Annotated in this window: 27 protein-coding genes; 16 read left to right on the forward strand and 11 right to left on the reverse strand. The window is 60.4% G+C overall.

Annotated elements, in window-relative coordinates:
- Position 1: 1 nt before the first annotated feature.
- On the forward strand, positions 2-1,444 hold the full coding sequence (gene tldD, locus AAIS01_RS17810; RefSeq protein WP_343470003.1) for a metalloprotease TldD: 1,443 nt from the start codon (positions 2-4) through the stop codon (positions 1,442-1,444).
- A gap of 158 nt (positions 1,445-1,602) precedes the next feature.
- Here tldD and yjgA read toward each other — a convergent pair whose 3' ends face one another.
- Positions 1,603-2,127, reverse strand: coding sequence for a ribosome biogenesis factor YjgA (gene yjgA / locus AAIS01_RS17815; RefSeq protein WP_092394115.1), 525 nt, complete (start codon positions 2,125-2,127; stop codon positions 1,603-1,605).
- Positions 2,128-2,281: 154 nt separating this feature from the next.
- Between yjgA and pmbA the strand changes: the two genes are divergently transcribed.
- The 6 genes from pmbA to AAIS01_RS17845 all read left to right on the forward strand — a co-directional run bounded on the left by pmbA (position 2,282) and on the right by AAIS01_RS17845 (position 7,536).
- A complete protein-coding gene (pmbA, locus tag AAIS01_RS17820) occupies positions 2,282-3,628 on the forward strand; it encodes a metalloprotease PmbA (protein WP_343470005.1) in 1,347 nt (448 codons plus the stop codon).
- Positions 3,629-3,770: 142 nt separating this feature from the next.
- Entirely contained in the window at positions 3,771-4,166 is a 396-nt protein-coding gene (locus tag AAIS01_RS17825) for a FagA protein (RefSeq protein WP_343470006.1), read from the forward strand.
- Positions 4,159-5,535: a class II fumarate hydratase gene (locus AAIS01_RS17830; protein ID WP_343470007.1), complete on the forward strand. Its 1,377-nt coding sequence runs from the start codon at positions 4,159-4,161 to the stop codon at positions 5,533-5,535. Before AAIS01_RS17825 ends, AAIS01_RS17830 begins: the two co-directional genes overlap by 8 nt.
- A gap of 27 nt (positions 5,536-5,562) precedes the next feature.
- On the forward strand, positions 5,563-6,003 hold the full coding sequence (locus AAIS01_RS17835; protein ID WP_092456082.1) for a DUF2753 family protein: 441 nt from the start codon (positions 5,563-5,565) through the stop codon (positions 6,001-6,003).
- Between the two features lie 2 nt (positions 6,004-6,005).
- Positions 6,006-6,617, forward strand: coding sequence for a superoxide dismutase (locus AAIS01_RS17840; protein WP_343470008.1), 612 nt, complete (start codon positions 6,006-6,008; stop codon positions 6,615-6,617).
- 28 nt (positions 6,618-6,645) lie between these two features.
- Entirely contained in the window at positions 6,646-7,536 is an 891-nt protein-coding gene (locus AAIS01_RS17845) for a ZIP family metal transporter (protein WP_343470009.1), read from the forward strand.
- A 31-nt stretch (positions 7,537-7,567) separates the two neighbouring features.
- On the opposite strand, the gene AAIS01_RS17850 is transcribed toward AAIS01_RS17845, so the two are convergent.
- From AAIS01_RS17850 to AAIS01_RS17895, 10 genes are all read right to left on the reverse strand, one after another.
- A complete protein-coding gene (locus tag AAIS01_RS17850; RefSeq protein ID WP_343470011.1) occupies positions 7,568-7,840 on the reverse strand; it encodes an HPr family phosphocarrier protein in 273 nt (90 codons plus the stop codon).
- Between the two features lie 15 nt (positions 7,841-7,855).
- Complete coding sequence (rapZ, locus tag AAIS01_RS17855) at positions 7,856-8,713, reverse strand: RNase adapter RapZ (RefSeq protein WP_047228671.1); 858 nt, start codon at positions 8,711-8,713, stop codon at positions 7,856-7,858.
- A gap of 2 nt (positions 8,714-8,715) precedes the next feature.
- Positions 8,716-9,180 (reverse strand): PTS IIA-like nitrogen regulatory protein PtsN, encoded by a 465-nt coding sequence (gene ptsN, locus AAIS01_RS17860; protein WP_343470012.1) that lies wholly within the window; start codon positions 9,178-9,180, stop codon positions 8,716-8,718.
- A gap of 12 nt (positions 9,181-9,192) precedes the next feature.
- Positions 9,193-9,501 (reverse strand): ribosome hibernation-promoting factor, HPF/YfiA family, encoded by a 309-nt coding sequence (hpf, locus tag AAIS01_RS17865; RefSeq protein WP_047228669.1) that lies wholly within the window; start codon positions 9,499-9,501, stop codon positions 9,193-9,195.
- A gap of 76 nt (positions 9,502-9,577) precedes the next feature.
- Entirely contained in the window at positions 9,578-11,071 is a 1,494-nt protein-coding gene (locus tag AAIS01_RS17870) for an RNA polymerase factor sigma-54 (protein ID WP_343470015.1), read from the reverse strand.
- Positions 11,072-11,234: 163 nt separating this feature from the next.
- Positions 11,235-11,960 carry an LPS export ABC transporter ATP-binding protein gene (lptB, locus tag AAIS01_RS17875; protein ID WP_047228667.1) on the reverse strand — a complete coding sequence of 242 codons (726 nt, stop codon included), beginning with the start codon at positions 11,958-11,960 and terminating at the stop codon, positions 11,235-11,237.
- On the reverse strand, positions 11,960-12,508 hold the full coding sequence (lptA, locus tag AAIS01_RS17880; protein ID WP_047228666.1) for a lipopolysaccharide transport periplasmic protein LptA: 549 nt from the start codon (positions 12,506-12,508) through the stop codon (positions 11,960-11,962). Before lptA ends, lptB begins: the two co-directional genes overlap by 1 nt.
- On the reverse strand, positions 12,495-13,067 hold the full coding sequence (gene lptC / locus AAIS01_RS17885) for an LPS export ABC transporter periplasmic protein LptC (RefSeq protein ID WP_343470016.1): 573 nt from the start codon (positions 13,065-13,067) through the stop codon (positions 12,495-12,497). Before lptC ends, lptA begins: the two co-directional genes overlap by 14 nt.
- 7 nt (positions 13,068-13,074) lie before the next feature.
- Positions 13,075-13,599, reverse strand: coding sequence for a KdsC family phosphatase (locus AAIS01_RS17890; RefSeq protein WP_092394083.1), 525 nt, complete (start codon positions 13,597-13,599; stop codon positions 13,075-13,077).
- Positions 13,599-14,573, reverse strand: a complete 975-nt coding sequence (locus AAIS01_RS17895) for a KpsF/GutQ family sugar-phosphate isomerase (RefSeq protein WP_343470017.1) — start codon at positions 14,571-14,573, stop codon at positions 13,599-13,601. The genes AAIS01_RS17890 and AAIS01_RS17895 overlap by 1 nt, the downstream gene beginning before the upstream one ends.
- A gap of 275 nt (positions 14,574-14,848) precedes the next feature.
- Here AAIS01_RS17895 and AAIS01_RS17900 point away from each other — a divergent pair, with 275 nt between their 5' ends.
- The 9 genes from AAIS01_RS17900 to hisD all read left to right on the forward strand — a co-directional run bounded on the left by AAIS01_RS17900 (position 14,849) and on the right by hisD (position 21,757).
- Positions 14,849-15,658, forward strand: a complete 810-nt coding sequence (locus AAIS01_RS17900) for an ATP-binding cassette domain-containing protein (protein WP_343470018.1) — start codon at positions 14,849-14,851, stop codon at positions 15,656-15,658.
- A complete protein-coding gene (gene mlaE / locus AAIS01_RS17905; protein ID WP_343470020.1) occupies positions 15,658-16,455 on the forward strand; it encodes a lipid asymmetry maintenance ABC transporter permease subunit MlaE in 798 nt (265 codons plus the stop codon). Before AAIS01_RS17900 ends, mlaE begins: the two co-directional genes overlap by 1 nt.
- Entirely contained in the window at positions 16,455-16,922 is a 468-nt protein-coding gene (gene mlaD / locus AAIS01_RS17910) for an outer membrane lipid asymmetry maintenance protein MlaD (protein ID WP_047228660.1), read from the forward strand. Before mlaE ends, mlaD begins: the two co-directional genes overlap by 1 nt.
- 11 nt (positions 16,923-16,933) lie before the next feature.
- Positions 16,934-17,587, forward strand: coding sequence for an MlaC/ttg2D family ABC transporter substrate-binding protein (locus AAIS01_RS17915; RefSeq protein WP_343470021.1), 654 nt, complete (start codon positions 16,934-16,936; stop codon positions 17,585-17,587).
- Positions 17,584-17,901, forward strand: coding sequence for an STAS domain-containing protein (locus tag AAIS01_RS17920; protein ID WP_343470022.1), 318 nt, complete (start codon positions 17,584-17,586; stop codon positions 17,899-17,901). Before AAIS01_RS17915 ends, AAIS01_RS17920 begins: the two co-directional genes overlap by 4 nt.
- A 114-nt stretch (positions 17,902-18,015) precedes the next feature.
- Positions 18,016-18,255, forward strand: a complete 240-nt coding sequence (locus AAIS01_RS17925) for a BolA family protein (RefSeq protein WP_343470023.1) — start codon at positions 18,016-18,018, stop codon at positions 18,253-18,255.
- A gap of 22 nt (positions 18,256-18,277) precedes the next feature.
- Entirely contained in the window at positions 18,278-19,543 is a 1,266-nt protein-coding gene (gene murA / locus AAIS01_RS17930; protein WP_256232469.1) for a UDP-N-acetylglucosamine 1-carboxyvinyltransferase, read from the forward strand.
- Positions 19,544-19,672: 129 nt separating this feature from the next.
- Complete coding sequence (gene hisG, locus AAIS01_RS17935) at positions 19,673-20,308, forward strand: ATP phosphoribosyltransferase (protein WP_047228656.1); 636 nt, start codon at positions 19,673-19,675, stop codon at positions 20,306-20,308.
- Positions 20,309-20,431: 123 nt separating this feature from the next.
- Positions 20,432-21,757: a histidinol dehydrogenase gene (hisD, locus tag AAIS01_RS17940; RefSeq protein WP_343470025.1), complete on the forward strand. Its 1,326-nt coding sequence runs from the start codon at positions 20,432-20,434 to the stop codon at positions 21,755-21,757.
- Position 21,758: the final 1 nt, after the last annotated feature.

The following is a 21,758-nucleotide window of genomic DNA, read 5'->3' on the forward strand; positions in this document are numbered from 1 at the left end:
TATGAGCGGGTTGTTATCCTCAGTCAGTGAACACCTTCTAGCCCCCGGTGGCGTTACCCTGGACAGCCTGCAAGGCGTGTTGGGCGACCTGGCCGGCCCGGGTATCGACGCAGCCGACCTGTATTTCCAGGGGCAGATATCCGAGTCCTGGTCGCTGGAAGACGGCATCGTCAAGGAGGGCAGTTTCAACCTTGACCAGGGCGTGGGCGTGCGTGCCCAGTCCGGGGAAAAGACCGGCTTTGCCTACAGTAACGCCATCACCCTTGAAGCACTGGGCGCCGCAGCCCGTGCCGCACGTTCGATTTCCCGGGCCGGGCAGAACGGCAGGGTACAGGCCTTCAGTAGCCAGGACGTGACGCAGTTGTATGCGCCGGACAACCCGCTGGAAGTCATGAGCCGCGCCGAAAAGGTCGAGCTGCTCAAGCGCATCGACGTCGCCACTCGCGCCCTTGATCCACGCATCCAGCAAGTATCGGTGAGCATGGCTGGGGTCTGGGAGCGGATCCTGGTGGCGTCCACCGACGGCGGTCTGGCGGCGGACGTCCGGCCTCTGGTGCGTTTCAATGTCAGTGTGATCGTGGAGCAGAACGGTCGTCGCGAGCGCGGCGGCCATGGCGGCGGCGGACGCACCGATTACCGTTATTTCCTCAGCGAAGACCGCGCCATGGGTTACGCCCGCGAAGCGCTGCGCCAGGCCCTGGTCAACCTTGAAGCGATCCCGGCGCCGGCCGGCACATTGCCAGTGGTGCTGGGCTCCGGCTGGTCCGGTGTGCTGCTGCATGAAGCGGTAGGGCATGGTCTGGAAGGCGACTTCAACCGTAAGGGCAGCTCGGCCTACAGCGGCCGCATGGGCGAAATGGTCGCTTCGAAACTCTGCACCATCGTCGATGATGGCACCCTGGCCGGGCGTCGCGGCTCCCTGAGCGTCGACGATGAAGGCACCCCGACCGAGTGCACCACCCTGATCGAGAACGGCGTGCTCAAGGGCTATATGCAAGACAAACTCAATGCCCGCTTGATGGGCGTGGCCCGTACCGGCAATGGTCGCCGCGAGTCTTACGCACATCTGCCGATGCCGCGCATGACCAACACCTACATGCTGGGTGGCCAGAGCGATCCGGCGGAAATCATCGCCTCGGTAAAAAAAGGCATCTACTGCGCCAACCTCGGCGGCGGCCAGGTGGACATCACCAGCGGCAAATTCGTGTTTTCCACCAGTGAGGCTTACCTGATCGAAGACGGCAAGATCACTGCGCCGGTCAAGGGCGCGACCCTGATCGGCAACGGGCCCGAGGCGATGAGCAAGGTGTCGATGGTCGGTAACGATCTAGCGTTGGACAGTGGCGTGGGGACGTGCGGCAAGGATGGGCAATCGGTGCCGGTGGGTGTCGGTCAGCCGACCCTGAAGATCGATGCGATTACCGTGGGTGGCACGGGCGCATGAAAATATTCGGGGGCTTGCATGAATCCCCGTGGCGAGGGAGCTTGCTCCCGCTCGGTTGCGCAGCGACCGCATTGGGGCTACTGCGTAGCCCAGCGGGAGCAAGCTCCCTCGCCACAGTAATTGTGACCCCGGCAAGGGATTGGTGAGCCAGTGAACACTCAGCGCAGACCGCGTTGGGTCTCGTCCAGCTCGCGAATGTATTTGAAGATTTTACGGCTCGAGGCGGGTGGCTTGTTATGCGCCAGTTCGTGCTGGGCCTGACGGATCAGGGAGCGCAATTGCTGACGGTCAGCCTCCGGGTAGTCGATGACGAATTTTTCCAGCACGCCGTCATCGCCTGCGATCAGGCGATCGCGCCAGCGTTCCAGGCCATGGAAACGTTCGTTGTACTGCCGGGTGGAGGCATCGAGTTGATCGAGCAGAACCAGGATGGCGTCAGTGTCCTGGTCGCGCATCAGTTTGCCGATGAATTGCAGGTGCCGTTTACGCGCGATATTCGCGGTGTGCTTGGGCGCATCGGCCAGGGCCCGGCGCAAGGCGTCGGTCAGAGGCAGTTTGGCCAGCAAGTCAGGCTTGAGTGTTGTCAGGCGCTCGCCGAGGTCAACCAGAGCATGCAGCTCGCGTTTGACCTGGGATTTGCTTTTTTCACCCTCGTAGAGGGAGTCGTCGTAAGAATCAACCATGGTGGCAGTCCGCAAAGAAACGCCGCCATGATAACCAGTCGGGGGCCGCTTGTCCGGCCCGGTCGTTAGAAGGCTTCAGGTTTGTCCGCAAAGTTGCGCAAGCATTGTTCGCACAAACCCTGACCGAAAGCAGAATTTGAGTGGAGAGAACACCATGAGTGCAGTTCAGAGCGTCGGCCCGCAAGCATTGCCGGCACTGCAGGAACAAGTCGAGCAGATCCTTGCCGAAGCCAAGCGACAGGGCGCCACTGCGTGTGAGGTGGCGGTCTCTCTGGAACAAGGGCTGTCGACATCGGTTCGCCAGCGCGAGGTGGAGACCGTCGAATTCAATCGCGACCAGGGATTCGGCATCACTTTGTACGCCGGCCAGCGCAAGGGCTCGGCCAGCACGTCGGCCAGTGGTCCTGACGCGATCCGTGAAACCGTTGCCGCGGCGCTGGCGATCGCCAAGCATACCTCTGAAGACGAAGCGTCGGGCCTAGCCGATGCCGCGCTGATGTGCAAGGAGCTGCGAGACTTCGACCTGTTCCACGCCTGGGACATCACCCCGGAACAGGCCATCGAGCAGGCGTTGCGCTGCGAGGCGGCGGCCTTCGACGCCGACCCGCGGATCAAAAACGCCGACGGCACGACCCTCAATACCCATCAGGGCTGCCGCGTATACGGTAACAGCCACGGTTTTATCGGCGGTTATGCATCGACCCGCCACAGCCTCAGTTGCGTCATGATCGCTGAAGCCGACGGCCAGATGCAGCGCGATTACTGGTATGACGTGAACCGCCAGGGCAATCGGCTCGCGGACCCGGTGAGTATTGGCCGTAAAGCCGCGCAGCGGGCGGCCAGTCGCTTGGGCGCGCGGCCGGTGCCGACCTGTGAAGTGCCGGTGCTGTTTGCCGCCGAGCTGGCCGGTGGGTTGTTCGGCAGTTTCCTGTCGGCGGTGTCCGGCGGCAATTTGTATCGCAAATCATCGTTTCTTGAAGGCGCGCTCGGACAGAAACTGTTCCCGGAATGGATGACCATCGATGAGCGTCCGCACCTGATGCAGGCCATGGGCAGCTCGGCCTTCGACGGCGATGGCCTGGCCACCTACGCCAAGCCATTCGTGGAGAAGGGTGAACTGGTGTCCTACATTCTCGGCACCTATTCAGGTCGCAAGCTCGGCATGCCCAGCACCGCCAATGCCGGTGGCGTGCACAACCTTTTCGTGACCCATGGCGAAGAGGACCAGGCGGCTTTGCTGCGTCGTATGGGCCGTGGCCTGCTGGTGACGGAACTGATGGGCCACGGCCTGAACATGGTCACCGGGGACTATTCCCGTGGTGCGGCGGGGTTCTGGGTCGAGAATGGGGAGATTCAGTTTCCGGTCCAGGAAGTCACCATCGCCGGTAACATGCGCGATATGTTCAAGCAGATCCTGGCGGTAGGGAACGACCTGGAGCTGCGCAGTAATATCCGTACCGGCTCAGTGTTGATCGAGCGGATGACCGTGGCCGGTAGCTGATTTCCCATCGCCACAAAAGAAGGCGCGTCATCCATGGGATGCCGCGCCTTTTTTGCTCATGACCTCCAGGGCTCTCGCAACTCTTGTGTTGCGTCTTATTATCATCTAATAATGAATCTCATTCGCCGAGTGAGCCCCGGTCATGAGTGCCGCCCTGCACGAACAACCCTATCTTGAAAGCTGGCGCTGGATGAGCCGCCAGATCCGCTGTGCGATGAGCCCTGACGAGCCGCGGCTGATCGAACACTACCTGGCCGAAGGCCGATATCTGGCCTGCTGCACCGCCACTTCGCCGTGGATGGTCGCCGAAACAGCGTTTCGTTTGCTGCTCGACACGGCCTCCGACACGGCGCTGCCCTGGCATTGGCGCACGCTGTGTATCGACCAGGCGTGGCGTCCACTGCGCGACCTCGAACAACAATCGCTTTGCCGTTGCCGCCTCAAGCGCTGGCAGCGCCATGCCTGGGCGCTGGCGACCTGCGCCTTGGAGCCATCAATCCCTCTTAATGAACTGGTGCAAGGATTCCCTGATGAGTAATACCCGTATCGAACGCGACAGCATGGGCGAACTGCAGGTCCCGATGGGGGCCCTCTACGGTGCGCAGACCCAGCGCGCCGTGGATAATTTTCCTGTCAGCGGTCAACGCATGCCGGCGCAGTTCATTCGCGCCCTGATCCTGGCCAAGGCCGCCGCCGCTCGGGCGAACGTGGAGCTGGAACAAATCAGCGCGGCCCAAGGCAAGGCCATTGTCGATGCGGCACAGGGGTTGCTCGAAGGCAACTTCATGGAGCATTTCCCTGTGGATATCTTCCAGACCGGTTCCGGCACCAGCTCCAACATGAACGCCAACGAGGTGATCGCGACGCTGGCCAGCCGTCTGCTGGGTGAGCCGGTCAACCCGAATGATCACGTTAATTGCGGCCAGAGCAGCAACGACATCATTCCCACCAGTATTCACGTCAGTGCTGCGTTGGCCTTGCATGAGCAATTGCTGCCGGCGCTGACGCACCTGGTACAGGTGATCGAACGCAAGGCTGAGCAAGTCCACCCATTCATCAAGACGGGTCGCACTCACCTGATGGATGCCATGCCCGTGCGTTTGAGCCAGGTGCTGGAGGGGTGGGCACAACAACTCAAAGCCAATGTCGAGCATCTGCAAGCCTTGTTGCCCAGTCTGCAATCCCTGGCCCAGGGGGGGACGGCAGTCGGCACTGGGGTCAATGCTCATCCACGCTTTGCCGAGCTGTTCAGCCAGCAACTGACGCAACTGACCCAGGTGCAATTCACCCCGGGCAAGAATCTGTTCGCATTGATCGGTTCCCAGGACACCGCGGTGGCGGTCTCCGGTCAGTTGAAGACCACAGCGGTGTCGCTGATGAAAATCGCCAACGACCTGCGCTGGATGAACTCCGGTCCGCTGGCGGGCCTGGGAGAGATCGAGCTCGAAGGCCTGCAGCCGGGCTCCTCGATCATGCCTGGCAAAGTCAATCCGGTCATTCCTGAAGCCACCGCGATGGTGGCGGCCCAGGTGATTGGCAACGACACGGTGATCACCGTCGCCGGTCAGTCTGGCAACTTCGAGCTGAACGTGATGCTGCCGATCATCGCCCAGAACCTGCTGAACAGTATCGAACTGATGTCCACCGTCAGCCGACTGCTGGCCGACAAAGCCATCGCCACATTCAAGGTCAACGAGGCCAGGCTCAAGGAGGCGCTGTCGCGCAACCCGATCCTGGTCACGGCGTTGAACCCGATCATCGGTTATCAGAAGGCTGCTGAGATTGCCAAGAAGGCCTATCAGCAGGGCCGTCCGGTCATCGATGTCGCCCTGGAGCACACCGACCTGTCGCGAAGCGAACTTGAGGTCCTGCTGGACCCGGAAAAGCTCACCGCCGGCGGTGTGTAACCCGACACCTTTGTGGAGGTACTCATCATGGAGCACTGGAAACGCACGATCGAACGGGCCAATCGCTGTTTCATGCTAGGTGAACTGGTGGATGCCCGCGAAGGCTATCTGCAAGCGTTGGCCCTGGCCCAAGTGTTGTTTGAGCGCTGGGCTGACGCCGATGAAGCGGTCGCCGCCTGCGTCGTCTCCCATCACAACCTGGCGGATCTGCACTTGCGTCTGAACCAACCGGAGGAGAGTGCCGAGTACTTGTGTGCCATCCATCAGCGCCTATTGCAGGCCATGCAAGACGAGCGTCTTGCCCCTGCTCTGCGCGCGGCCGCGATGCGTCACAGCCACAAGACCTATGTCGAACTGCTGAGTTTCATCAGCGAGCATGGTGAATACCCACGCACCCAACGCCTGCTGCATTGCGATGCCGCTTCACTCCGGCAGCGCAACGCCCCTGTTCATTTTGGAGTTCATTGAAAATGGCTTTTACCTTGCCTGCATTGCCTTACGCCTATGATGCCCTGGAGCCGCACATCGATGCGCAAACCATGGAGATCCATTACACCAAGCATCACCAGACTTACATCAACAATCTCAACGCTGCGGTGGACGGCACCGAATACGCTGAGTGGTCTGTCGAAACGCTGCTGTCCAGGGTCGAGCAGTTGCCGCAAAGCCTGAGGGGGGCGGTGATCAACCAGGGTGGCGGGCATGCCAATCATTCGTTGTTTTGGGAGGTCATGTCGCCCCAAGGCGGCGGTCAACCCGAGGGCGCTCTGGCCGCAGCGATCGAGGCGCAACTGGGGGGGCTCGAACGATTCAAGGAGGCTTTCACCCAAGCGGCGCTGACCCGTTTCGGCAGTGGTTGGGCCTGGTTGAGTGTGACCCCGCAAAAGACGCTGGTGGTGGAAAGCAGCGGCAATCAGGACAGCCCGTTGATGAGCGGCCATACGCCGATTTTAGGCTTGGACGTGTGGGAGCACGCCTATTACCTGCTGTATCAGAACCGTCGACCTGAATACATCAACGCTTTCTACAACGTGATCAACTGGCCGGAAGTAGCACGCCGCTACCAGGCAGCCCTTGCCTGAACTTCATAAAAACAATCCAAGGCTGATTATGGATACTCAAATACTGGCGATAGCTAGCGCACGGTTGTTCCGTTATGCCTTGGGGTCGCTGTTGCTGTTGGCGGGGATGACGTTGCTCGCGGCTCAGGGGCTGGCGTGGCTTGAGCTGGAGCCGAAACTGCTGCGTGCGCTCCAGGGCGGTGGCCTTTGTGCCTTGGGCACTGCATTGGGCGCGGTGCCGGTGCTGGTTATCCGGCGCATGCCCCAGGCTGTGAGCGATTCGCTGCTGGGCTTCGGTGCCGGAGTGATGCTGGCCGCCACGGCATTTTCGTTGATTGTGCCGGGCATTGCCGCAGCCGAACAATTGGGACTCACGCCTTGGGCGGCCAGTGGTCTGGTCAGCTTTGGAATCCTGCTGGGGGCATTCGGGCTATATCTGGTGGACCGCAAAGTGTCAGCCAGTCCTGAAAGACTGGTCGAGGTGCCCGGACGTCCAATTATCGCGCCGCGGATCTGGCTGTTTGTGTTCGCCATCGTGGCCCACAACATTCCTGAAGGGATGGCCGTCGGCGTATCAGCGGGGGGCGGCATGCCCGATGCCGACAGCCTGGCGATGGGTATCGCCTTGCAGGATGTGCCTGAGGGGTTGGTGATTGCGCTGGTGCTGGCTGCCGCCGGCATGTCGCGGCTCAAGGCGTTCGCCATTGGCGCCGCGTCCGGGCTGGTCGAGCCAGTCTTCGCGCTGTTGTGCGCCTGGCTGGTGAGCTTGGCTGAGATGTTATTGCCCCTGGGGTTGGCGCTTGCGGCCGGGGCGATGCTGCTGGTGGTCACCCATGAGGTGATTCCCGAGTCACGCCGTCATGGCTACGACAAACTGGCGAGCCTGGGATTGCTGGTGGGGTTTTGTCTGATGATGGTGATGGACACGGCCTTGGCGTGACGCAATGCCTACGTGGCGAGGGGAGCAGGGGTTACTCGCCTTCGTCAAAGTAGTTGTTGATCAGCGCCGCCAGCGCATCCATCGCCTCCTGCTCCTGTTCACCTTCGGTTCGCAGATGGATTTTGGTGCCTTGGCCGGCGGCCAGCATCATCATCGCCATGATGCTTTTGCCGTTGACCATCTTCTCAGGATCACGGCCCACGCTGATCTCACAAGGAAACTGACCGGCCACACCGACGAACTTGGCTGACGCGCGGGCATGCAAGCCCAGCTTGTTGATGATTTCAATTTCCAGAGCAGGCATCGCGATGTGAATCCTTTAGCTGAGGTCGCGGTGGCGAACCTGGACGTTCTTCAGGGACTGTTGCAGGAGCTGACCCAAACGTTCGGTCAGGTAGACGGAGCGGTGATGGCCACCGGTGCAGCCAATGGCAATCGTGACATAGGCGCGGTTGCTCGCGGCAAAGCGCGGCAGCCATTTGAGCAGGTAGCTGGAGATGTCCTGGTACATTTCCTCGACATCCGGCTGGGCGGCCAGGTAGTCGATCACCGGCTGGTCGAGCCCCGATTGTTCGCGCAGTTCCGGTTTCCAATAAGGATTGGGCAGGCAGCGCACATCGAACACCAGGTCGGCGTCTACCGGCATTCCGCGCTTGAAACCGAACGATTCCACCAGAAACGCCGTACCCGGTTCCGGCTGGTTCAGCAGGCGTAACTTGATGGTGTCGCGCAGTTGATACAGGTTCAGGTGGGTGGTGTTGACCTTCAGGTCCGCCAGGTCGGCGATCGGCCCCAGCAGTTGGCTCTCGTCATGGATGGCTTCGGCCAGGGAGCGGCTTGCGTTGCTCAGGGGGTGACGCCGACGGGTTTCGGAGAAGCGCTTGAGCAGCGTTTCCTCGTCGGCATCCAGATACAGCACGTCGCACTGGATATGCCGATTGCGCACTTCCGCCAGCAGTTCCGGGAACCGCGACAGGTGGCTCGGCAGATTACGTGCGTCGATGGAGACCGCCACCAGCGGTTGCGCCAGTTCGGTATGGATCAGGGCGCGCTCGGCCAGTTCCGGCAGCAGGCCGGCCGGCAGGTTGTCGATGCAGTAGTAGCCGCTGTCCTCAAGCACGTTTAGCGCCGTGCTTTTACCGGAGCCGGAGCGTCCGCTGACAATGATCATGCGCATGTTTAATGACCGTTCTGCTCGTCCAGGACAACCTGATACAAGGCTTGGTTGCTCGGCGCGCTGCGCAATTTCTCGCGCACTTCCTTGCGGTCCAGCATGCTGGCGATCTGGCGCAGCAGCTCAAGGTGCGCATCGGTCGCCGCTTCCGGTACCAGCAGTACAAACAGCAGGTCGACCGGTTCGCCGTCGATGGCATCGAAATCTATGGGGGCTTCAAGGTGCAGCAGCGCACTGATCGGCGCTGTACAGGCCTTGAGGCGGCAATGAGGAATGGCGATACCGTTGCCAAAGCCGGTGGAGCCCAGTTTTTCACGGGCAAACAGGGCCTCGAAGACGTCCTGCATTTCCAGACCCGGGACCTCGCGGTGGATCAGGTTGGCAATTTGTTCGAGGGCTTTCTTTTTGCTGCCACCCGGCACGTTCACCTGGGAACGGCCGGGGGTCAGGATGGATTCTAGTCGGATCATGGATTAGGGGGGTTAACGACCGGTCGCGCCCTGGAGGAGGCTCTGGGTCTTTTCCTTATGCTTTTTGAGTTGGCGATCCAGCTTGTCGGTCAGCAGGTCGATGGCGGCATACATGTCTTCATGCGCAGCGTTGGCAACCACTTCTCCGCCGGGGATATGCAACGTGGCTTCGATTTTCTGCAGCAGCTTTTCGACGTTCATCGTGACTTGCACGTTGGTGATCTTGTCGAAATGCCTCTCCAATCGTTCGAGTTTTTCGCCGATGTATTCGCGCAGAGGTTCGGTCACTTCCAGTTGGTGTCCACTGATGTTGACTTGCATACAGCTTCTCCTTCGTTGCCAGTGCATAAAGCGGCAGGCAGAAATGCCTGCCACTGGAACGCTGTGGCGTGGCCTGTTACATCAACCGCTTGCGTTCGCTCGAAGGTGCGATCCCGAGGGATTCGCGGTATTTGGCGACGGTACGGCGGGCCACCTGAATGCCTTGTGCCTCCAGTAAACCAGCGATCTTGCTGTCACTCAACGGCTTTTTCTGATTTTCCGCAGCCACCAGTTTTTTGATGATCGCACGGATGGCTGTGGACGAGCATTCACCGCCTTCGGAGGTGCTGACGTGGCTGGAGAAAAAGTATTTCAGCTCATAGATGCCCCGGGGGGTATGCATGAATTTCTGGGTGGTCACCCGCGAAATGGTCGACTCGTGCATGCCCACTGCCTCGGCAATGTCGTGCAGGACCAACGGTTTCATCGCTTCGTCGCCGTACTCCAGGAAGCCGCGCTGATGTTCGACGATCTGGGTGGCTACTTTCATCAGGGTTTCGTTGCGGCTTTGCAGGCTCTTGATGAACCAGCGCGCTTCCTGCAACTGGTTGCGCATGAAGGTGTTGTCAGCACTGGTGTCGGCACGTTTTACGAAGCCGGCGTACTGGGCGTTGACCCGCAACTTGGGCATCGAATCCTGGTTCAGTTCCACCAGCCAGCGGTCGTTGTGCTTGCGCACGATGACGTCGGGAACCACGTATTCGGGTTCGGTGGACTCGATCTGCGAGCCCGGGCGCGGGTTGAGGCTCTGGACCAGTTCGATCACCTGGCGCAGTTCATCTTCCTTGAGCTTCATGCGACGCATCAACTGGCTGTAGTCGCGACCGCCCAGCAAGTCGATGTAATCGGTGACCAGGCGCTTGGCTTCGGCCAGCCAAGGTGTCTTGGCGGGCAACTGGCGCAGTTGCAGCAACAGGCACTCGCCCAGGTTGCGGGCGCCGATGCCGGCCGGTTCGAACTGCTGAATGCGGTGCAGGACGGCTTCGATCTCATCCAGCTCGATGTCCAGTTCCGGGTCGAAAGCTTCGAGAATTTCTTCGAGCGTCTCGTCCAGGTAGCCCTGATTGTTGATGCAGTCGATCAGGGTCACGGCAATCAGACGATCGGTGTCGGACATCGGTGCCAGGTTCAGTTGCCACAGCAAGTGGCTCTGCAGGCTTTCGCCGGTGGAGGTGCGGGTAGTGAAGTCCCACTCGTCGTCATCGCTGCTGGGCAGGCTGCTGGCGCTGGTCTGGTAGACGTCTTCCCAGGCTGTATCCACGGGCAGGTCGTTAGGGATGCGTTCATTCCATTCGCCATCCTCGAGGTTGTCCACCGTCGGGGCGGTTTCCTGGTAGGACGGTTCCGGGATTTCGGTGTTGGTCTTTTGCTCGACGTTATCGGCCAGCGGATCGGTGTTGTCGAAGTCGTCGCCTTCTTCCTGGCGTTCGAGCATCGGATTGGACTCCAGGGCCTCCTGGATTTCCTGTTGCAGGTCCAGGGTCGACAATTGGAGCAGGCGGATGGCCTGTTGCAGCTGCGGTGTCATCGTCAGCTGCTGGCCCATTCTCAAGACTAGCGATGGTTTCATGGCTGGGGCTTAACACCTTATTCGCCGGCGCACATGCGCCATCCACTACAGGGCGCCGAAGCGCCAAACTTAAGCAAATTATATGCCTGAAACTGAAGTGTTTGCCTAGGGCGCCGCGTAATAAAATTAGCGACGCCGGGGCGATTGACCAGACACTTTTCGCTTACAGGCGGAATTCATGGCCCAAATACACTTCCTTGACCAGTTCATTGGCCAGGATGGTCGCGGAGTCGCCTTCGGCGATCAACTGGCCGTCATTGACGATATAGGCGGTTTCACAGATATCCAGCGTCTCGCGTACGTTATGGTCGGTGATCAATACGCCGATGCCCTTGGCCTTGAGGTGGTGGATGATCTGCTTGATATCGCCCACCGAAATCGGGTCCACGCCGGCGAATGGTTCGTCCAGCAGGATGAATTTCGGTGCGGTGGCCAGGGCGCGAGCGATTTCCACGCGGCGCCGTTCGCCACCGGACAGACTCATGCCCAGGTTGTCGCGGATGTGGCTGATGTGGAATTCCTGCAGCAGGCTTTCCAACTCCTGGCGCCGGCCGGCCTTGTCGAGTTCCTTGCGGGTCTCGAGGATCGCCATGATGTTGTCGGCAACCGACAGTTTGCGGAAGATCGATGCTTCTTGCGGCAGATAGCCGATACCGGCCTTCGCCCGGCCATGCATTGGCTGGTGGCTGACATCCAGGTCGTCGATCAGGACGCGGCCCTGATCGGCCTGGACCAGGCCGACGATCATGTAGAAACAGGTGGTCTTGCCTGCACCGTTGGGGCCGAGCAGGCCGACGATCTGGCCGCTGTCGATGGACAGGCTGACATCACGCACGACTTGACGGCTCTTGTAGCTCTTGGCCAGGTGCTGAGCTTTCAGAGTTGCCATTACTGGGCCTTCTGCTCGTCGGTTTTCTTTTTCGGCTGGATGACCATGTCGATCCGTGGACGCTGCTCGGTGACCTTGCTGCCAGTGGCACGACCGGCGCTGGCCAGCTTTTTGTTCGTGTCGTAGACGATTTTCTCGCCCTGGGTGGTGTTGCCGTCCTTGTCGATGACCTTGGCGCGATCGATCAGCACGACGCGGTCTTTGGCGGCGTGGTACTGAATGGTGACCCCATAGCCTTGAACTGGCTTGGTGTCGCCGGCGGTTTGCATCTGTTCGAAGTAGGCCAGGTTGCCCACCGAGGTCACCACGTCGATATCGCCGGACTGGGTACGAGTGATGGTCACGGTATTGCCGGTGACCTTCATCGAGCCTTGGGTGATGATCACGTCACCCTTGTAGGTGGCCACACCGTTCTTGTCGTCCAGTTGGGCATCGTCGGCCTGGATGCGGATAGGCTGGTCGCGGTCGGTCGGGAGGGCCCAGGCGCTCGCGCTTCCCAGTGCTGCGCCCAGACTGAGCAAAATAGGGAGGGTTTTAGCGAGCTTCATACTGTCCTCTTACGTTCGATAGCAGGTGTATCCTGCTTTCCTTCAAATACGCTTTCATTCCCGTGCCGGTCGATACACCACCGGCGCCGTCGATTCTAACGGGTTGCTCGGTCTGCGCATATTCTCGCTGCGGGAAGACTGTCATACGACTGCTGGTAATGATGGTGGTGCGGTTTTTCTCATCGGTCCGGGCGATGCGTACGGAGTCAATCAACTCTACCTCGGTCCCGTCGGGATTGACTTCGGCGCGCTCGCTTTGCACGTGCCACGGAAACTCGGTGCCCCTGAAGATGTTCAGGTCTGGCTTGGTGACCAGTGTGATCTCGCTGGCCTTGAGGTGGTCGACCTTGTCGGACGTCATTTCATACTGCACTTTGCCATCGGGCAGGTATTGCAAGGTATGCGTGTTGGTCGCATACCAGTCGATATCATTTTCCTGGACCTTGACCGCGGGGCGGTCGAGAAAGCGTTCAGGGCTGATGTTCCAATAGCCCACCGCCGCGAAAATCGCTGCGATGCAACCGAACACCACGATGGTGCGAATTTTCTTGCTTAGCATAAATGGCTCACAGGTACGCGGCGTTGGCCGCTTCAAGACGGCCTTGGGCGCGCAAGATCAGTTCACAGAATTCACGGGCGGCGCCTTCGCCACCCCGTGCCGTGGTGATGCCGTGGGCGTGCTCACGCACGAAGCCGGCCGCGTTGGCCACCGCCATGCCCAGGCCGACCCGACGAATCACCGGCAGGTCCGGCAGGTCGTCACCGAGGTAGGCGACCTGTTCATAGCTTAGGTTGAGTTGGCCCAGAAGCTCGTCCAGCACCACCAGTTTATCTTCGCGTCCCTGATAAAGGTGGGGAATACCGAGGTTCTTTGCGCGCCGCTCGACCACCGGGGTCTTGCGGCCGCTGATGATGGCGGTCTGCACGCCGGCGGCCATCAGCATCTTGATGCCTTGGCCGTCGAGGGTGTTGAAGGTCTTGAATTCGCTGCCGTCTTCGAGGAAATAAAGACGGCCGTCAGTCAGAACACCATCGACGTCGAACACGGCGAGCTTGATGTTCTTGCCTCGCAGCAGCAGATCGGTAGTCATCACATTACTCCAGCGCGCAGCAGGTCGGAGAGGTTGAAGGCGCCGATCGGACGGTCCTCGCTGTCCACCACCACCAGTGCGTTGATTCTATGGTCTTCCATGATTTTCAAGGCTTCGGCGGCCAGCATGTCGGCGCGAGCGGTCTTGCCGTGGAGGGTCATGACTTCGTCGATGGTCGCGTGGCGAATATCGATGGCGCGGTCCAGTGTGCGGCGCAGGTCACCGTCTGTGAAGATCCCGGCAAGCTTGCCGTCGGCTTCGAGAATGACTGTCATGCCCAGGCCCTTGCGGGTCATTTCCATGAGCGCATCCTTGAGCAGCGTGCCGCGTTGTACTTGCGGCAACTCCTGGCCTGCATGCATCACGTTTTCGACTTTCAGCAGCAAGCGACGGCCCAGGGCGCCGCCGGGGTGCGAGAAAGCGAAGTCCTCAGCAGTAAAGCCCCTGGCCTCCAGGAGGGCGACGGCCAGGGCGTCGCCCATGACCAGGGCGGCGGTCGTGGAGGAGGTCGGTGCCAGGTTCAACGGGCAGGCCTCGTGCTCGACATGCACGTTGAGGTTCACTTCGGCGGCCTTGGCCAAGGGCGAATCCGGGTTGCCGGTGATGCTGATCATTTGAATGCCCAGGCGTTTGATCAGCGGCAACAGGGTAATGATCTCATTGGTGGAGCCGGAATTGGACAGGGCCAGGATGACATCGTCCCGGGTGATCATGCCCATGTCGCCATGGCTGGCTTCGGCCGGATGGACAAAAAATGCCGTTGTTCCTGTGCTGGCCAGGGTGGCCGCAATCTTGTTGCCAATGTGCCCGGACTTGCCCATGCCGACCACGACCACCCGACCCTTGCTGGCCAGAATCATCTCGCAGGCACGTACGAAATCAGCATCGATATGGGGCAGCAAGCCTTGTACGGCTTCGAGCTCGAGGCGGATGGTGCGTTGTGCCGATTGAATCAGGTCGCTGGTTTGGTTCATGTCAGAGATCGTATGGCTCGGTGAAAAGGCGGCGATTATAGCGGCAATGAACAATTCCCTCACGTTAGTTCGTCATGCTTTATGCGAACACCCCACAAAGGTTTGCCCTGAAGCCGGGACTTTCACCTTAATCCACCCTTAACGGGACAGGGGTAACCCTTGGGCGCGCGACAGTTGCAGTGATATAGTTCGCCGCCGGTTCGGGTGCCCGGCAGTCCGGCGTTTGCCGGTTGGCCTGGGTATTCGGATGTGAGGCTGCATCGCAAGGAGTTTAGATGAGTGCCGACAACGCCTACGCGGTCGAGCTGAAGGGATTGTCCTTCAAGCGAGGGACGCGCAGCATTTTCAATGACATCGATATCCGCATTCCCCGCGGCAAGGTCACCGGTATCATGGGGCCTTCCGGGTGCGGCAAGACCACGCTGTTGCGGCTGATGGGCGCACAGTTGCGCCCCAGTGCCGGTGAAGTCTGGGTCAATGGGCAGAATATTCCAAAGCTGTCGCGCAGCGATCTGTTCGATGCACGCAAGCACATGGGCGTGCTGTTTCAGAGCGGTGCGTTGTTCACTGATCTTGATGTGTTCGAGAATGTGGCGTTCCCCTTGCGGGTCCATACCGACCTGCCGGAAGAGATGATTCGTGACATCGTCCTGCTCAAATTGCAGGCGGTCGGACTGCGTGGTGCCCTGGACTTGATGCCGGACGAGCTGTCCGGAGGCATGAAGCGCCGCGTCGCCCTGGCCCGGGCGATTGCCCTTGATCCGAAGATCCTCATGTATGACGAACCCTTCGTCGGCCAGGACCCGATCGCCATGGGCGTACTGGTGCGCCTGATTCGTCTGCTCAACGATGCGCTGGGCATCACCAGCATCGTGGTGTCTCATGACTTGGCCGAAACCGCCAGCATTGCGGATTACATCTACGTGATCGGCGATGGCCAGGTATTGGGGCAGGGCACGCCCCAGGAATTGAACGCTTCAGACAGCCCGCGCATTCGTCAATTCATGAAGGGGGATCCGGACGGACCTGTGGCGTTCCATTTTCCGGCCACGGATTACCGTACCGATCTGCTGGGGAAGCGCTGATGCGCAAGAAATCACTGTTGGAAAGAATTCGTCTGTTCGGTCGCTCCGGCATCGATGTGGTGGCGGTGCTGGGTCGTTCCTCGCTGTTCCTGATGCATGCCTTGCTCGGCCGCAACGCGACGGGCGGCGGCTTTGGCCTGCTGGTCAAGCAGTTGCACTCGGTGGGCGTGATGTCCCTGGTGATCATCGTGGTCTCCGGGATCTTCATCGGCATGGTCCTGGCGCTGCAAGGATTCAACATCTTGTCCAGCTACGGCTCGGAGCAAGCGGTCGGACAGATGGTCGCCCTGACATTGCTGCGCGAGCTGGGGCCCGTGGTGACGGCGCTGCTGTTCGCCGGGCGTGCCGGTTCGGCGCTGACGGCCGAAATCGGTAACATGAAGTCCACCGAGCAGTTGTCCAGTCTTGAAATGATCGGGGTCGACCCGCTCAAATACATCATTGCCCCGCGCCTGTGGGCCGGTTTCATTTCCCTGCCGGTGCTGGCGATCATTTTCAGTGTCGTGGGGATCTGGGGCGGCTCGTGGGTGGCTGTCGACTGGCTGGGTGTCTATGAAGGCTCCTACTGGTCCAACATGCAGAACAGCGTCGACTTTCTCGATGATGTGCTCAACGGCGTGATCAAAAGTGCCGTATTCGCTTTCGTGGTGACCTGGATCGCCGTGTTTCAAGGCTATGACTGTGAGCCCACGTCAGAGGGGATCAGCCGTGCCACAACCAAGACCGTGGTGTACGCCTCGCTGGCGGTCCTGGGCCTTGACTTTATTCTGACCGCCTTGATGTTTGGAGATTTCTGATGCAAAACCGCACCCTGGAAATCGGTGTCGGCCTATTCTTGCTGGCTGGCATCCTGGCTTTGCTGCTGTTGGCCCTGCGGGTCAGTGGCCTGGCGCCGACCGCAAGCACCGATACTTATAAACTTTATGCTTACTTTGACAATATCGCCGGTTTGACGGTCAGAGCCAAGGTGACCATGGCGGGTGTAACCATCGGCAAGGTCACGGCCATCGATCTAGATCGCGACAGTTTCACCGGACGGGTGACGCTGCAGCTGGAAAAGCGCGTGGATAACCTGCCGACTGACTCCACTGCATCGATCCTTACCGCTGGGCTGCTGGGCGAGAAATACATCGGCATCAGCGTCGGCGGCGAAGAGGCTTTGCTCAAGGACGGCGGGACCATTCACGATACGCAATCGTCACTGGTGCTTGAGGACCTTATCGGTAAATTCCTGCTCAATACCGTTAGCAAAGACGCCAAATGAGGAGCTTTTGAATGATCTCTATCTTGCGACGTAGCCTGTTGGTGCTGCTCGCGGCGCTGCCGCTGATGGCCAACGCCGTGGCCGCGCCTTCGGCCCATGAAATCATCCAGGACACTACCACCCGGTTGCTGGCAGACCTGGCCGCCAACAAAGAGAAATACAAGCAGGATCCGGGGGCGTTCTACGACGCGCTGAACGGCATCGTCGGTCCCGTGGTGGATGCCGACGGTATTTCCCGAAGCATCATGACCGTCAAGTACTCGCGCAAGGCGACCCCGGCGCAGATGACGCGCTTCCAGGAAAACTTCAAGCGCAGCCTGATGCAGTTCTATGGCAACGCCTTGCTCGAATACAACAACCAGGGCATCACCGTTTCGCCGGCCAAGGAGGAAAGCGGTAACCGCACCAGCGTTGATATGCAGGTCAAGGGCAATAACGGCGCGGTCTACCCCGTGTCCTACACCCTCGAGAAGATCAACGGCGAGTGGAAGGTGCGTAACGTGATCATCAATGGCATCAACATCGGCAAGCTGTTCCGCGATCAGTTCGCTGATGCGATGCAGCACAACGGCAATGATCTGGACAAAACCATCGACGGTTGGGCCGGTGAAGTCGCCAAGGCCAAGGAAGTTGCCCAGGATGCTCAAGAGAAGCAGGCGCAATGAGCGAGTTGGCGAGTGAGTCGGCCATTCGTCTGGGCGAATCTGGCGAGCTGTTGCTCAGTGGCGTGCTGGACTATCGCACCGGTCCGGCACTGCGCAAGCAGGGGCAGGCGCTGATCAGGTCCGCTGGTGCCGCTGAGCTGGTCATTGACTGCTCGGCGGTGCAGAAGTCCAGCAGTGTCGGCCTGTCGCTACTGCTGTGCTTCATGCGTGACGCCAAGGCTGCCGGAAAAACCTGGAGCATCCGTGGGATGCCCGAAGACATGCGCGAAATAGCCCAGGTCAGCGAACTGACCGAGCTGTTGGTGCACTCCTGACCCACATCCCTGAAAAAGCCCCCCGTCAGAGTCCTGCTTCGCGGGGTTCGCAGGCGCGGGGCTTTTTTGTATGATGTGCGACCCGTGCGCACAGGGCGCCGATAGAGGTTGAGCATGCAGGCCGTAGAAGTGAAGAGCTTCCTTGAAGGAAAGCTGCCCGGAACTGTCATTGAAGTTGAGGGCGAAGGCTGCAACTTTCAGCTGAACGTGATTAGCGATGAACTGGCGGCGTTGAGCCCGGTGAAGCGTCAGCAGCAGATCTATGCCCATTTGAACCCGTGGATCGCCGATGGCAGCATCCATGCGGTCACTATGAAATTTTTCAGCCGCGCGGCCTGGGCCGAGCGCACCTGAGCCCAAGGGCGTCGAGATTCTTATGGATAAACTGATTATTACCGGCGGCGTTCGTCTTGATGGCGAAATCCGCATCTCCGGGGCAAAGAACTCCGCCCTGCCGATCCTGGCCGCAACGTTGCTGTGCGATGGCCCGGTGACCGTGGCGAACCTGCCGCACCTGCACGACATCACCACCATGATCGAGCTGTTCGGTCGCATGGGCATTGAACCGGTGATCGACGAAAAGCTCAGCGTCGAGATCGACCCGCGCACCATCAAGACCCTGATCGCCCCGTACGAACTGGTGAAAACCATGCGTGCGTCGATCCTGGTACTGGGGCCGATGGTTGCCCGTTTCGGTGAAGCCGAAGTCGCATTGCCTGGCGGTTGTGCCATCGGCTCGCGTCCGGTGGACCTGCACATCCGTGGCCTGGAAGCCATGGGGGCGATCATCGATGTCGAAGGCGGCTACATCAAGGCCAAGGCACCTGAAGGCGGCCTGCGTGGTGCGCACTTCTTCTTCGATACCGTCAGCGTGACCGGCACCGAGAACATCATGATGGCCGCGGCACTGGCCAAGGGCCGTAGCGTGCTGCAGAACGCCGCTCGTGAACCTGAAGTGGTGGACCTTGCGAACTTCCTCATCGCCATGGGCGCCAAGATCAGTGGTGCTGGCACCGATACCATCACCATCGATGGCGTCGAGCGCCTGCACTCGGCCACTTATAAAGTGATGCCGGACCGGATCGAAACCGGCACCTATCTGGTGGCTGCTGCCGTCACCGGTGGCCGCGTCAAGGTCAAGGACACCGATCCGACCATTCTTGAGGCCGTCCTGGAGAAACTCAAGGAAGCCGGTGCCGAAGTCACCTGCGGCGAAGACTGGATCGAAGTGAACATGCACGGCAAGCGGCCCAAAGCCGTCAACGTGCGGACTGCTCCGTACCCGGCGTTCCCGACCGACATGCAGGCGCAGTTCATCTCCCTCAACGCCATTGCCGAAGGCACCGGTGCGGTGATCGAGACGATCTTCGAAAACCGTTTCATGCACGTGTACGAACTGCACCGCATGGGTGCCAAGATCCAGGTCGAAGGCAACACCGCCATCGTGACCGGTACCGAGAAGCTCAAGGGCGCGCCAGTGATGGCCACCGACCTGCGGGCCTCGGCCAGCCTGGTGATTTCGGCTCTGGTCGCCGAGGGCGACACCCTGATCGATCGCATCTACCACATCGACCGTGGTTATGAGTGCATCGAAGAGAAACTGCAGATGCTCGGCGCCAAGATCCGCCGCGTACCGGGCTAGGTCCGGCTGCATGGGCGCAGGGACGCGCCTGTTGATTTCGTTTCAGGTCGAGGGTGGTAACACCCTCGATGTGTGTCTGGCGCCGCTTGCGACCGGGCATGAGTACCTTGATAAGGACTGACGTTTCCCATGTTGACCATTGCACTGTCCAAGGGCCGCATCCTTGACGACACCTTGCCGCTTCTGGCTGAAGCGGGCATCGTGCCGACCGAGAATCCGGACAAGAGCCGCAAGCTGATCATCCCCACGACTCAAGCCGATGTACGCCTGCTGATCGTGCGCGCCACCGACGTTCCGACTTACGTTGAGCATGGCGCCGCCGACCTGGGCGTTGCCGGTAAAGACGTGCTGATGGAGTATGGCGGCCAGGGCCTGTACGAGCCTCTGGACCTGCGGATCGCCCGCTGCAAACTGATGACCGCCGGTAAAGTCGGCGCGCCAGAGCCCAAGGGCCGTTTGCGGGTGGCGACCAAGTTCGTCAACATTGCCAAGCGTTATTACGCCGAGCAGGGCCGTCAGGTCGACATCATCAAGTTGTACGGTTCGATGGAGCTGGCGCCGCTGATCGGCCTGGCGGACAAGATCATCGATGTGGTCGACACCGGCAATACCCTGCGGGCCAATGGCCTGGAGCCCCAGGATTTCATCGCTGACATCACCTCCCGGCTGATCGTCAACAAGGCTTCGATGAAAATGCAGCACGCCCGTATCCAGGCTTTGATCGATACCCTGCGCAAGGCAGTGGAATCGCGACACCGCGGCTGATTCACCTGCGCGACCTTGAGTCGCGCCCGTCTATCCGTGTCATAGCCAATTTTCTCAGGTGCCCACGCGAATGGACTGGTAGCTTAGGGCGCCTGAGCATTTGCCATTAATGAGGCCCTCGCTATGACCGCTCCCACTTCGATTCGCCGACTCAACGCTGCCGATCCGGATTTTGCGCATCATCTGGATCATCTGCTGAGCTGGGAAAGTGTGTCTGACGACTCGGTCAACGAGCGGGTGCTGGACATCATCAAGGCCGTGCGTGAGCGTGGTGATGAGGCGTTGGTGGAGTTCACCCAGAAATTCGACGGCCTGCAGGTGGCGTCCATGGCTGACCTGATCCTGCCGCGCGAGCGTCTGGAGCTGGCCCTGACCCGGATCACCGTGCCGCAGCGCGAAGCCCTGGAAAAAGCCGCCTCCCGGGTGCGCAGTTATCACGAAAAGCAGAAACAGGATTCCTGGACCTACACCGAAGCCGACGGCACGGTGTTGGGCCAAAAAGTCACGCCGCTGGACCGCGCCGGCCTGTACGTGCCGGGTGGCAAGGCGTCGTATCCGTCCTCGGTGCTGATGAACGCCATTCCGGCCAAGGTCGCCGGCGTGACCGAAGTGGTCATGGTGGTGCCGACCCCACGCGGTGAAATCAACGAACTGGTGCTGGCCGCCGCCTGCATCGCCGGCGTGGACCGGGTGTTCACCATCGGTGGCGCCCAGGCCGTGGCCGCGTTGGCCTATGGCACCGAGAGCGTGCCGCGGGTCGACAAGGTGGTGGGGCCGGGCAACATCTATGTCGCCACCGCCAAGCGCCATGTGTTCGGTCAGGTCGGTATCGATATGATCGCCGGCCCGTCGGAGATTCTGGTGGTGTGCGATGGCCAGACCGACCCGGACTGGATCGCCATGGACCTGTTTTCCCAGGCCGAGCACGACGAAGACGCCCAGGCGATCCTGGTCAGCCCGGACGCCGAGTTCCTCGACAAGGTTGCCGCCAGCATCGATAAGTTACTGCCGACCATGGAGCGCGCCGAGATCATCAGCACCTCGATCAACGGTCGCGGCGCGCTGATCAAGGTCAAGGACATGGAGCAGGCTATCGAGGTCGCCAACCGCATCGCGCCGGAGCACCTGGAGTTGTCGGTCGCTGACCCGCAAGCCTGGCTGCCGCAGATCCGCCACGCCGGAGCGATCTTCATGGGCCGCCACACCAGCGAAGCCCTGGGCGACTATTGCGCCGGTCCCAACCACGTGTTGCCGACTTCCGGTACGGCGCGTTTCTCGTCGCCGCTGGGGGTGTATGACTTCCAGAAGCGTTCGTCGATCATTTTCTGTTCCGAGCAGGGCGCATCCGAGCTGGGCAAGACCGCTTCGGTGCTGGCCCGTGGCGAGTCGCTGAGCGCCCACGCCCGCAGTGCCGAATACCGCATTCTTGATGACGAGCAAGGAGATTGAG

It is taken from the genome of Pseudomonas halotolerans, assembly GCF_039581215.1.
GTDB classification, from domain to species: domain Bacteria; phylum Pseudomonadota; class Gammaproteobacteria; order Pseudomonadales; family Pseudomonadaceae; genus Aquipseudomonas; species Aquipseudomonas tehranensis.